The organism is Ruegeria sp. SCSIO 43209 (assembly GCF_019904295.1).
In the GTDB taxonomy this organism is placed as follows: domain Bacteria; phylum Pseudomonadota; class Alphaproteobacteria; order Rhodobacterales; family Rhodobacteraceae; genus Ruegeria.
In genome coordinates, this window is record NZ_CP065359.1 from 1197098 (window position 1) to 1210004 (window position 12907).

At 58.5% G+C, this 12907-nt stretch carries 10 protein-coding genes; 4 read left to right on the top strand and 6 right to left on the bottom strand.

From position 1 onward, the window contains the following. The first annotated feature begins 87 nt into the window (after positions 1-87). Both hfq and hflX read left to right on the top strand, forming a co-directional pair. Positions 88-327, top strand: a complete 240-nt coding sequence (gene hfq, locus I5192_RS06060; protein ID WP_005982826.1) for an RNA chaperone Hfq — start codon at positions 88-90, stop codon at positions 325-327. Continuing rightward, positions 327-1598, top strand: coding sequence for a GTPase HflX (gene hflX / locus I5192_RS06065; RefSeq protein ID WP_223117975.1), 1272 nt, complete (start codon positions 327-329; stop codon positions 1596-1598). Before hfq ends, hflX begins: the two co-directional genes overlap by 1 nt. Here hflX and I5192_RS06070 read toward each other — a convergent pair. The 4 genes from I5192_RS06070 to hemB form a co-directional block, all read right to left on the bottom strand. Beyond that, positions 1595-1990, bottom strand: a complete 396-nt coding sequence (locus I5192_RS06070; RefSeq protein ID WP_170509614.1) for a nuclear transport factor 2 family protein — start codon at positions 1988-1990, stop codon at positions 1595-1597. The two genes, hflX and I5192_RS06070, sit on opposite strands and share 4 nt — an antisense overlap. Before the next feature lie 103 nt (positions 1991-2093). After that, a complete protein-coding gene (locus I5192_RS06075) occupies positions 2094-4556 on the bottom strand; it encodes a penicillin acylase family protein (protein ID WP_170567136.1) in 2463 nt (820 codons plus the stop codon). 165 nt (positions 4557-4721) lie between these two features. Then, entirely contained in the window at positions 4722-5294 is a 573-nt protein-coding gene (locus tag I5192_RS06080; protein ID WP_170396874.1) for a YSC84-related protein, read from the bottom strand. Between the two features lie 143 nt (positions 5295-5437). After that, on the bottom strand, positions 5438-6436 hold the full coding sequence (gene hemB, locus I5192_RS06085) for a porphobilinogen synthase (RefSeq protein ID WP_223117976.1): 999 nt from the start codon (positions 6434-6436) through the stop codon (positions 5438-5440). Between the two features lie 120 nt (positions 6437-6556). Here hemB and I5192_RS06090 point away from each other — a divergent pair, with 120 nt between their 5' ends. After that, positions 6557-7081: a component of SufBCD complex gene (locus tag I5192_RS06090; RefSeq protein WP_170396878.1), complete on the top strand. Its 525-nt coding sequence runs from the start codon at positions 6557-6559 to the stop codon at positions 7079-7081. 21 nt (positions 7082-7102) lie between these two features. After that, a complete protein-coding gene (gene mfd, locus I5192_RS06095) occupies positions 7103-10558 on the top strand; it encodes a transcription-repair coupling factor (RefSeq protein ID WP_223117977.1) in 3456 nt (1151 codons plus the stop codon). On the opposite strand, the gene I5192_RS06100 is transcribed toward mfd, so the two are convergent. After that, a complete protein-coding gene (locus tag I5192_RS06100) occupies positions 10555-11232 on the bottom strand; it encodes an SH3 domain-containing protein (protein ID WP_170636176.1) in 678 nt (225 codons plus the stop codon). The genes mfd and I5192_RS06100 overlap by 4 nt on opposite strands. Continuing rightward, positions 11229-12893, bottom strand: a complete 1665-nt coding sequence (locus tag I5192_RS06105; RefSeq protein ID WP_223117978.1) for a tetratricopeptide repeat protein — start codon at positions 12891-12893, stop codon at positions 11229-11231. The genes I5192_RS06100 and I5192_RS06105 overlap by 4 nt, the downstream gene beginning before the upstream one ends. Positions 12894-12907 lie beyond the last annotated feature (14 nt).

A 12907-nucleotide genomic window follows, 5' to 3' on the forward strand; every position in this document is an offset into this window, starting at 1 on the left:
AATATCTGTGCGCGGCACTCCATACTCTGCCGGAGGGAGCGCGTTGGTCCGCAGCGCGTAGCAAGAACAATGGCGAGATAACAAAATATGGCTTCGGACAGACAGAATCTGCAGGACGCGTTCCTGAACAATGTACGGAAAGCAAAGGTCCCGGTCACAATATTCCTGATCAACGGTGTGAAATTGCAGGGTGTAATCACCTGGTTCGACAACTTCTGCGTGCTGCTGCGCCGCGACGGACAGTCGCAGTTGGTGTACAAGCATGCGATTTCGACCATCATGCCGTCACAGCCGATCAACCTGTATGAGGGCGAAGACGCCTCTTGATGGAACATGAGAGGGCGCACACCCGGGCTTGGGTGCTGCATCCCGAAATCAAATCAGATGAACAGCGCCGTGTCCCCGAACCAGCGCTGGAAGAGGCGGTGGCACTCGCTGCCGCTTTGCCCGATCTGGATGTGGTCGGTTCCGAAATAGTGCGCCTACCGCGCGCGCAGGCTGGTTTTCTGTTCGGCAGCGGCAAGATCGAGGAACTGGCCGAACGCCTCCACGACAATGAGATCGAGCTGGTTCTGATCGACGGGCCAGTGACTCCGGTTCAGCAGCGCAATCTGGAAAAAGCGTGGAAGGTCAAAATCCTCGACCGGACCGGTTTGATTCTGGAAATATTCAGCGACCGTGCGCGTACCCGCGAAGGTGTGCTGCAAGTTGAGATGGCCGCGCTTAGCTATCAGCGTACGCGACTGGTTCGGGCCTGGACCCACCTGGAACGTCAGCGCGGTGGCCTTGGGTTTGTGGGTGGTCCCGGTGAAACTCAGATCGAGGCCGACCGGCGTGCCATTGATGAACAACTGGTCCGCCTGCGCCGCCAATTGCAAAAAGTGGTGAAGACCCGCACCTTACACCGCGCAGCGCGCGCGAAGGTTCCATACCCGATTGTTGCACTTGTTGGCTATACAAACGCCGGGAAATCCACGCTGTTCAACAGCCTAACCGGGGCCGAGGTGATGGCAAAAGACATGCTGTTCGCCACGTTGGACCCAACCATGCGACGGGTTGAGCTGCCGGATGGCCCCGAGGTGATCCTGTCCGATACCGTGGGTTTCATCTCGAACCTGCCCACGGAACTGGTTGCGGCCTTCCGCGCCACGCTGGAAGAGGTTCTGGGGGCTGATCTGGTCGTGCATGTCCGCGATATCAGCCACGAAGAAACCGAAGCACAGGCACGGGATGTTGAGGCGATCCTGAACTCTTTGGGTGTCGAGGACAGTCGCCCCCGGTTGGAGGTTTGGAACAAGATCGACTTGCTGAGCCCGGAAGACCGCGAAGCCGCGCTTGCCCGGGCCGAGCGTGATCCGGCGATCTTTGCCATATCGGCCGTAACGGGCCAAGGTGTTGATCCACTGCTGTCTGAAATCGCCACGATCCTGCAGGGCGCGCGGCATGAGACTATCCTGAAACTGGGCTTTGCCGATGGTGACAAACGCGCGTGGCTCTATCGTCAGGATGTGGTCAGGTCTGAAGATCAGACCGAAGCGGGGTTCGAGATCACGGTGCTCTGGACTGACAAGCAGGCGTCCCGCTTCGCGGCGTTCTAGGTACCGTCTATCTGGCGCTGGTAATCCTCTGCATCGAACCACCCAAGCGATGATAGCACCTTGTTGTCCTTTGAAAGCTCCCACTCTTCCCAGCCGCGTGTAACGACACGGTTGCCGGTCTCGGCGTGATGGCCTTCGAGGGTCCAGACAAAAATGGCATGCCCTCCGGCCCAACGCATCATATCGCAACGCACCTCAAGATCGGGGAATTCTGCATAGAACCCGCGGGCCATTTCAGCGATTTCGGCATGGCCGCGCAGGGGCTCACCGCGATTAATGCTGATCTGACCTTCGGGGGCGAAAAAACCGGCGACCAAGTCGGGATCGCCCGAGCTCCAGGCGATGGCATAATCGCGTGCGAGATTGTTTAAGGTGTCTCGAAAGCTGCCCATGCATTTTCCCCCTTCGTGCAATGCGACGGCCAGACGAGTTTAGGCGATAACGAAGGGGTGCGCCACGCGAGGTTCAAAAAGGGGCGGGGATTTGCCGATCAGATCAGCGCGGGTTCAGGACGGTCACACCAACTGCCGCTGCTCGGGCAAGCCCGATATCCAGCGACATGGGGATGTATTCCCCGCGCCGCCATAGTTGGGCCTGATCGTCATAATAGCGAGATAGGAAATGGCCTGACTGGCCAGTTGCGGTGATGAAAACCGAACTATCGGGGTCCGCAAAATCGTAGACGCCACGATAACCTGCGCCATGCACATTCTGGAACGGGTCCGGTCCTTCGCCTGACGTGCGCCCGCGCAGCAGTGTGTTATCGCCACCGCTGGTGGATTGGCGGATGTTGACGAAAAACCGCAGCACCGGAACCTGGCCCAGCGCAGGGTGGTCCTGGGTGGCCTGATGCGCATCGCCCCAGCGTAAAGATTCGAGTGCGGGGCCATAGCGCTCGGAAATCCAAATGATCGCGTCATCCAGGGCCAGTCGTGCCATGTCGGTGCAATTTTCAACGGGAGCGCTCTGAACCACGTCGCACCAGACCGAGGCACCGTCGATATCGCGATACACCCGTTCGATAAACAGCGGCTCGACATGCTTGTACTCGGCAGCCAGCGGACCAAGTTCGTCCGAGATCAGGCGGATTTGCAGCGCGCGCAACCATGCGGCGTAGATCAGGGGTTCCGGCAGATGCTCGTTCATCTCACCGTTCCAGTTGGCCAGCAGATCCAGCGCGATTTGACGCTGCCGTTCGGGCGTGCCTTCGGGTGCCGACTCACCGGTAAACCAGAGGTCGGCGCCGATCAGAGGAAGCAGTGATCGCGCTGTAAAGCTAACCGTGTCCAACTGCGCTTCGATAAAACTGTCACGCGTATGTACCTCGCGCGATTGCATCAGGCGTTCCCAGCGATTGACCCGCTGGGTGTCGCCCCACTCGTACGACACATGGCGGGGGAAGGGCCGGTCGATAATCTTGTTGTTGGTGTTACCCAGAACTCCGCCGACCGGGGCCACGAATTCAGGATTGTCTGAGTAGGGCAGGCGGCCCTGCCAACGGTTCCGTTCCAGCCAGCCGGGGGTGGGAATGCGGCCTCGGCTTTGATTGTTCAGATCGCGCCGGGGCATTGCGCCGACCAGTTTCATGCCGATCGTGTCTTTATCGACAAGCGACAAGTTTTGCGAAGGGGCAATATAGTCCTCGGCCGCGTCAATGGCGTCTCGAACTGAATCGGCATTCATCAGCGCCAAAGAGGCGCTCATGGATGTATCGCGGGGGCTAAGCGCGCTCCACGACAGAGACGCGACATGGCCCGGTGGTGTGATGGTTTCCAGATCATAATGCGTGCCCGGCAGAACCGGGCCATTCTCGGTCCAGCGCAGGGTCAGGGTAATTGGGGCGGCGTCTTTGATCTCGATAATCGAAGGGCGGGTCTGAAAGCGTTTGTAGCCGTCTGGAGTAAGGTATTCTTCGGGATTGTCGGGGTTCAGTTGTTCGATGTGAACGTCCTGATCGTCCAGATAGGAGGAGGTAAGGCCCCAACCCAAGCGCTCACTCCGTCCGGCTGAGATTGCCGGTACGCCTGGAATGGTTGCACCGATAACGCCGCCTTTGGCCAGTTCCAGCCGCGCCAGATACCAGATACCCGGGGCGGTGAGGCCCAGATGCGGATCGTTTGCCAGCAACGTGCCACCGCTGGCCGAGCGGGACGGCGCGGCGGTCCACGCGTTTGACGCACCTGCCAGCCCGCGCTGCGGGAAAGGCGACAGCGGCGTGTCGGGCATCGGGGTGCCTTGGGCATAGCGCGGAAGGTCTGGAAACAGATCAGCATACTCGGGCAGCGCGGCAATACCGGGACCGGGGACGTCGGGCAGAATGTCGGCCAGCCGTGCGGGATTATCCAGCATCAGCGATGTGCGTGCGCGCAACACTTCATCAGCAAGATGGCCGGAAAGCTGAAGGCTCATCAGCTTGATAATCGCTACGCTGTCGCCCGGCTGCCATGGGGGAACGGGGGCGTTGAACAGGAACATCTCGGGGGCGCCACGTCCAAGCGCCTGTTCGTTGATCTCGGTAAGCCGAGCATTGATCCCTGCGGAATAAGCGCGAAGCGCGGCCTTGGTATAGTCGTCCTGAAACTCGACTGAGCGATGGGCGAGTCCGTAAAGATCGAAACGACGCAGTAATTTGTCGATGGCTACCGTGCGCTGGCCGAACACTTCGGACAAGCGGCCCTGTGCGGTCCGACGCAGAATGGTCATCTGCCACAGCCTGTCTTGTGCATGGGCATAGCCCAGACCAAAGAACACGTCCGGGTCGGACTGGCCCAGTATATGCGGCACATTTGCAGTGTCGCGAACGATCTCGACAGGGGCAGTTATTCCTTCAACTTCAAGCGTTTGATTGTATTCAGGCAGGGATTGGCTGGCCAGAAAGTAGACCAACCCCACAGCAGCGATTGCCAGCAGGATCAGGCCTGTCGTAAGTCTCACCAGCCAGCGAAAAACCAGACCCATCTGTCCCCCGAGAATTCTATGCGGTCATTTGCGCCAAGGTTACTGGAACCTCCGCCCGACCGAAAGAGGAATGCCACTGGAATTTGTGGAAATCCGCGAAAACTCGGAGCCCCGCCACAAGATGTAGCGGGGCTCGTCAGAGGGGGGAGGGTGGTATCTTGGGTCTTAGGGGATGATGCGCGTATATTTGGTGCCTTCGACCGTCGCGCCGAACTTCAGACCCGCTTGTCCAAAGACTGCGGCCAGCACGGGTTTGCGCAACTGAGTGGTGTCGGTCGACAAGGATTCTCCGGTCGCGTCGACGACGTATCCGATATCTGCACCGGCCGTCCAACCGCTGGAGCGGCGGAAATCGTTCAAGGCCTCTTCGGTCATAAAGAACAGAACATGCGCATATTGCTGTGCGCCGATCTGCAGGCCCGCAGTACCGGAGATGGCGGAATAATAGTCGACCGTCGCGCCCTGAATACGCAGTGCACCCTGACCATAGGCGCCACCAAAGATAAATCCGGCATCTGTAATCAGTGGCATGACCAACATTCCGTTGGCCTTGTTGGCAATCTCAACGGTGTTGGGATACTTGCTGTACATCTCGTTCAGCGTCGCGTCGACGCGCGCGTCGAGTGTGACTGCGTTGGAGTTGCCAACGCCGTTGCCGCAGGCGGCGGTCAGCGTCAGTCCGGCCATGCCAAAAGCAAAACCGCGACGGCTAAGTCGGGGGGAGTTTGAACTGCTCATGTTTCTCTGTCTCTGTGTATGTGCCTGAAATGTCGGGTGTTCCCGATCTTGTCTGCAAGAATACGCCGATTGCACCGGCCTGTCACGGGAAAGCTGTGCTGCGCACGCAGCAAATCGGCGAAAAATTGCGACAATCTGAGGTGTTAGCCCTGCAGGATGCGCGCGGCTTCGGGTGCAAAATAGGTCAGGATGCCGTCACACCCTGCGCGCTTGAAGGCCAGTAGGCTTTCCAGCATCACCCTTTCGCCGTCGATCCAACCGTTTTGTGCAGCGGCTTGGATCATCGCATATTCGCCAGACACCTGATAGGCATAGGTCGGCGCACCGAAGCTGTCTTTGACCCGTCGGCAGATGTCCAAGTATGGCATCCCCGGTTTGATCATGACCATATCTGCACCCTCGGTCAGATCGCGCTCGATCAGACGCAGGGCCTCGTCCGAGTTGGCAGGATCCATCTGATAGGTCTTCTTGTCACCGGTCAGCGCGCCTGATGCCCCAACGGCGTCGCGGAAAGGGCCGTAGAAAGCGCTGGCATATTTGGCGGCATAACTCAGGATCATGACATTGTGGTGACCCGCCGACTCAAGTGCGCTGCGCATGGCGCCGATACGGCCATCCATCATGTCGGACGGGCCGATGATGTCAGCTCCGGCTTCGGCCTGCGCCAGCGTCATTTTCACCAGCGCCTCAACAGTCTGGTCATTCACAATCTCGCCATCGACCACATAGCCGTCATGGCCGTTGATGTTGTAGGGGTCCAGGGCCACATCCGTCATCACCGCGATTTCGGGCGCAGCAGTCTTAATTGCACGAATGGCACGGTTGGACAGGTTGTCGGGGTTCCAGGCCTCGGCACAATCTTCGGTTTTCAGGCTCGGATCGGTGTACGGGAAAATACATATTGCAGGAATACCAAGGGCTTGCGCTTCAACCGCGGCTTTGGCGATCAGGTCGACCGAGCGTCGCACGACCCCGGGCATCGACGGGACGGGTTCTTCGATATTTTCACCGTCGCGCACAAAAACAGGCCAGATAAAGTCATTCACGGTCAAGGTGTTCTCGCGCACCAGACCCCGGATCGCCTCGGATTGGCGGGCCCGGCGGAAACGGGTCCGGGGATATGGGGCGATAGTCGGTTTCATGGCGCACTCTCCTTGAACAATTGCGCATTGGGTGGCATGAATTCCCGGTGGTCTCAAGGGTAACAATGGACGCATCGCTGCGATGACGGTCCCTGCGGACGTTGAACAAAGGGCAGACGCTTGGACATATACTCTTCGATTTTCGAACTCATCGACATGCGGAGTTTTTCGAATCTGTGGTACTGGATCGGTCTGGCCGTTCTTTGGTCATCTGCCAGCCACTGGACGATGGGGGTGCCCTATGATCTGGTGATGCGCGCCCGTCGTGTAGGTGGTCAATCAGAACAAGACCTTCTCGATGTCGCGCGGATCAACTCGAACAGAGTGTTGTACATCGTCGAAACCTCGGGTCTGGTATTGATGGCAATTTGCTGTTTTGTTTTGACAGGCCTTGCAACGTTGGGATTCTTCTACGACGTGGAATTTGCACAGGCCGTATTCCTGCTTCTGCTCCCGATGTGTTTTGTCATGATGATCAGTATTGCGGCAGCGCGTCGATTGCAGACTCAAGAAGCGACCGTAGAAAATGTTTCCAAAACGCTGACGCGCAGTCGGACCTTTACTCAGATCATCGGTATGTTCTCGATCTTGATCACTGCGTTCTGGGGAATGTATCAGAACATTTCGATTGGTGTCCTGGGTTAGTAGTCCCTGAAAGGCAAGGTAATGACGGCTCCGAACCACGTAACAGTCGGCGGCGGCCCCGAGGGGTTTGATGCACAGCTTGTGCTGAATGAGATCGCGCGCTCGGGCGGTCCAGTCTGTCATATCGCTCGCGATGACAAACGGATGGAGGCGATGCGGGCAGCGTTGGCATTCTTTGCGCCGGACATGCCCGTATTTGTATTCCCCGGATGGGACTGCTTGCCCTATGATCGGGTGTCGCCCAACGCCGACATTTCTGCTGCCCGCGTGGCAACACTGGCTGCTTTGGTGCATCAGATGCCGCAGCGGTTCGTGCTGCTGACCACGCTCAATGCCGCGACCCAACGGGTACCCGCGCGTGCAGTGTTGCGAGAGGCCGCATTCACCGCTCGCGTAGATCAGCGCATCGACGAAGATGCCCTACGCAACTTTCTGGTGCGCATGGGCTTTACCCAAAGCCCCACGGTGATGGAGCCCGGAGACTACGCTATCCGAGGCGGTATCATCGACATCTTCCCACCCGGTGAGAGCGGTCCCGTGCGGCTGGACTTGTTCGGGGATGTTCTGGATGGTGCACGCCGGTTTGATCCTGTCTCGCAGCGAACGACTGAAAAACTTGATGTGGTCGAGCTTGCCCCGGTGTCCGAGGTCATACTGGACGAAGCCGCCATCACCCGATTCCGTCAGAACTATCGCATCGAATTCGGCGCGGCGGGTACGGATGATCCCTTATACGAAGCTGTCAGCGCAGGTCGCAAGCACCAGGGGATCGAGCATTGGTTGCCGTTTTTCCATGAAAAACTGGAAACCCTGTTCGACTATCTTCCGGGGGCCTCAATCTCGCTTGACGATCAAGTCACGCCTTCTCGGCTGGCGCGCTGGGATACGATTGCGGATCAGTATGAGACGCGAAAGCTGGCTTTGGAAAACCGCTCGCGCATGGATACGGTTTATAAACCGACGCCTCCCGGTCTGCTCTATATGGACGATGCTGCATGGGAAGATGCAGTGGGCGATCGTCGCGTTTTGCAGTTCAGCCCGCTGCCGCAGGCGAGTGGTCCGGGCGTGATCGATGCAGGCGGACGGATCGGGCGCAACTTTGCACCCGAACGTCAGCAGGAAAGCATCAGCCTGTTTGGCGCTCTGGCGGCGCATATCACCGAAAAGATGAACAAGGGGCCGGTCCTCATTGCCTCTTACTCCGAAGGCGCTCGTGAACGACTGACCGGCTTGATCGAAGATGAAGGCCTGGCCGAGGCGATCCCGGTGACCGACGGAACCCGGGTTGGAAAGCGCGGCCTGCATCTTGCGGTTTGGGCATTGGAACACGGGTTTGAAGCGCCCAATCTGACCGTGATCTCGGAACAGGACGTTCTGGGCGACCGTCTGATCCGCCAACCCAAGAAACGCCGCAAGGCCGAGAACTTCCTGACTGAAACGCAGTCGCTATCGCCCGGTGATCTGGTGGTGCATGTTGACCACGGGATCGGGCGGTATCAGGGGATGGAGGTCGTTACGGCTGCGGGGGCCGCGCATGAATGCCTGCTGCTGGAATATGCTGAACAGTCCAAACTCTACCTGCCGGTCGAAAACATCGAACTGCTTTCGAAATATGGCCATGACGAAGGGCTGCTTGATCGCTTGGGTGGTGGCGCTTGGCAGGCAAAGAAGGCCAAGCTGAAAGAGCGCATCCGCGAAATGGCGGACAAGCTGATCCGCATCGCCGCCGAACGAGCCCTGCGGAAAGCTCCTGTCATGGACCCACCGCCGCATGCATGGGAAGAGTTCAGCGCGCGTTTCCCATATCAGGAGACCGACGATCAGTTGCGCGCGATTTCCGAGGTGATGGAAGACATGCATTCCGGCGCGCCGATGGATCGTCTGATCTGCGGGGATGTAGGCTTTGGCAAGACCGAGGTCGCCATGCGCGCAGCCTTTGTCGCCGCGATGTCGGGCGTACAGGTTGCCATTGTGGCACCGACCACGTTGCTCGCACGGCAACACGCGGCGTCCTTCAAGGAACGCTTCCGGGGGTTCCCGCTGGAGGTCCGGCAATTATCGCGCTTTGTCTCGGCCAAAGAGGCGCAGCAAACCCGAGACGGGCTGGCGCGGGGCACGGTGGATATCGTGATCGGCACCCATGCGTTGCTGGCGAAAGGGATACGGTTCAATAATCTAGGCCTGCTGATCATCGACGAGGAGCAGCATTTCGGCGTGGGCCACAAGGAACGGCTGAAACAGCTGCGCTCGGACGTGCACGTCCTGACCCTGACAGCGACACCGATCCCACGAACTCTGCAATTGTCCCTGACAGGCGTGCGTGATCTGTCGATCATTGGCACGCCCCCCATCGATCGGCTTGCGATCCGCACCTATGTTAGCGAATTCGATGCGGTAACGATCCGTGAGGCGCTGCTGCGCGAGCATTATCGTGGCGGGCAGAGCTTCTACGTGGTACCGCGCATCTCTGACCTGCCTGAGATCGAGGAATTCCTGAAAGAGCAGCTGCCTGAATTATCCTACGTGGTCGCACACGGGCAGATGGCTGCGGGTGAGCTTGATGACCGGATGAACGCGTTCTACGACGGTAAATACGACGTTCTGCTGGCCACGACGATCGTAGAAAGCGGGTTGGATATCCCGACTGCCAACACGATGGTCGTGCATCGGGCGGATATGTTTGGCCTAGCGCAGCTCTATCAGATCCGGGGGCGGGTGGGGCGCTCAAAAACCCGCGCCTATGCCTATCTGACCACCAAACCGCGCCAGCGCCTGACGGCGACGGCTGAGAAACGGCTGCGGGTTCTGGGCTCGCTGGATACGCTCGGGGCCGGGTTCACGTTGGCTTCGCAAGACCTCGACATTCGTGGTGCGGGCAACCTGCTGGGTGAGGAACAGTCCGGCCAGATGCGTGATGTGGGCTACGAACTCTACCAATCGATGCTGGAAGAGGCGATTGCCAAGATCAAAGCCGGCGAGATGGAGGGGCTATCGGATGCCGATGACCAATGGGCGCCGCAGATCAATCTGGGTGTCCCGGTTCTGATCCCCGAGGATTATGTGCCCGATCTGGACGTGCGTCTGGGCCTCTACCGCCGCCTGTCGTCACTGTCGACGAAAGTGGAACTGGAAGGATTCGCTGCCGAGTTGATCGACCGCTTCGGCAGCCTGCCGAAAGAGGTGAATACCCTGATGCTGGTCGTGCGCATCAAGGCGATGTGCAAACGCGCCGGGATCGCCAAGCTGGACGGCGGGCCAAAGGGCGCAACGATACAGTTCCACAATGATAAGTTCGCCTCTCCCGAGGGGTTGGTCGAGTTCATTCAGAACCAACGCGGGCTGGCCAAGGTCAAGGACAACAAGATCGTTGTGCGGCGCGACTGGAAGAAGGACAGCGACAAGATCAAAGGTGCGTTTGCCATCGCCCGTGATCTGGCCGAAAAGGTCGTGGCTGTGAAGAAAAAGGCGAAAGCCTAGTCCCCTGTCACAAAAGTGCAGAGCTGCCAGTCACCCGCTTCGGATCTTACAAGCGCAGCGCGGTAACCGACCATTGATGCCAGAAAATCGCTGAGTAAGTAGCCCGATGTCCCATCGGTCAGTCTGATTTTCTGGTATTCCTCATCAGGTTGATAGTCAGGGACGATCACGATTTCATGACTGATCAGCGCGAGGATGGGCGCGCCACGAGACGGTGCCTGACGTAGTGTGATGCTTTCACCCGAAACATAGAAGGCGGTGAAAGGGTCTACTGTAGCGGGAAGAATGATCCGCCAATAGTGCGGCATCCAGAATTCACCCTGATCGTCAAAATATCCCGGTTGGGAAACCGTTTGCTGCAATTGCGACCAGTAAAAATCACGTAGCTCCGCAGCCTCGTCCTTAAATTCTTCACCAAGCGTTTCCGGAGGCACAGTCAAGTTGGTGCGAAACTCTTCCGGTCCACCTGCTGTGCCGTGACTGAGATAGATGTCGGGACAAGCGGCGGCGACAACTGCATCGGTATCGCGTGCCTCGATTTTCGCCAGCAAGTCAGCTCGGAATGCGACCAGTGATGGATTTTGACCTGCCTCGTCGATAGGTGGAAAGGTCTGGCGCTGTGCCAGCGCTGGACTGGCAAGCAGCAGGCCTGCCACCAAAAGGAATAGCTTCATTCCGCAGCCCTCATGGCGGCTTGGGCACAGAAGCACGACGCGCCGACGGTGCGGTCCGCGCGCGCCAAGGCAAGATCAAGGCGTTGCTTGATTTGGCGGATTTCTACTGTCTCGCCGCGTGCTTTCAGGCAATCATGCAAACCCTTCAAACTCCAGACATTGTCAGGGTGGATCGAGGCGCGGCTGAGCGTGCCACCCAAGCCTAGATCTTCACGATAGACTGCCTCAGCCTCGTTCACATGCCCTTGTTCGAACAACAACGCACCAAGCGCATGGCGTGTTGGTTGCATCCAACCCCATGGCTCGTCATAGGGCAGCGTGTCATCCAATTCGACCGAGCGGCGTAGATGTGCATAGGCAATCTCGTAGTTGCCTTTGCGATACTCGATTTCTCCGCGCAGCATTTCCGCTGCGATCTCCAGAAGGTCGATGACCCGATTGTTGTGCAGGCGGCGGGTCTCGGGCACGCAGGTTTTTGCGGCAAGGAACAACAGCTCTTCGGCCTCGGCCTGCGCCACCTCATCAGTGGCTGCATGGGCGATGGCGCGAGCATAATGTGTTGTTGCTGTCAAAGTGCGATAGAGGTCAGGGTCGTCTGGCAAATTCAGTGCCTTGGCCTCTTCCCAGCGGCCAAAGCGGATCAGGATATGCGGGCCCATGGACATGTAGCTTTCAAAATAATCCGCCATCGGCGGGCTTTCGATCCGAAGCATATCTTCGGGGGTGGTATCCCACAGGCCCTGATTGGCACGCAGGGCTGGTTCCATCTGACCGAGAAACAGAGCGCCATAGATGGTGAAGTGATAGTTGTGCTGACGATAGCCGGTATAAATGTTGAACGCGCCTTCACGCTCATAATATTTCAGATCGGCCTCGGTGGCCTTTTCGTTCCAGTAGGCAACGTTGTGATAGTGGCCGCACAGCACGTCGATATGGGTCGGCATATGCACCAGGTGACCGGCATCGGGTACGAGTGTACGCAGGATGTCTCCGGCCTGCAGCGCCTTTTCTGGCGTCGGCGACATCTCCATCAGGTGCACATATAGGTGAAGTAGACCGGGATGAGACATCGACGCCGGGTCATTGACCATAGCGCTCTCCAAAGCGTCTTGCGCTTCAAGGGTCGCGGCACCCTCGGCCGGTTGGCCCGTTTTCAGGTCCCACATCTGCCACGGGGTGAGGTTCATCAGCGCCTCAACATGGATCGTGCGCAGGTCCAGATCATCAGGCTGTTCGGCAAATGCGGCGCGCATGGCGTCCGCATAGTCATAGTCCCACTGGTGCATGTTTTCGGTGGGCGCGCGCTGAGGGTATCGGGCGGGTAGGGCGCGGATCAACGCTTGCTCAACCGCTGTGCACCCGTCGAGCAGCGACAGCGCCTTCTGTGTTGCATCATAGGCGATGGCCAGTGATTTGGCCCGGCCCTGATCGTCCCGCAATTCCCACGGCAGGTTATAGTTTGGGCCTGCTGCATAGGCGACGCCCCAATGGGCCATGGCGCAATCCGGGTCAATCTCGGCAGCTTTCTGAAAGCACGTGACCGCTTCGTCGTGGTTGTAGCCATACGTCCAGACCAATCCGCGATTGAACCAAAGCTGTGCTTCGGGCGATGCTGTGGTGACGGCACAGGAATACGTGCCCAGATCATAATAGTCGCTCATGGCGCCCCCTCCCC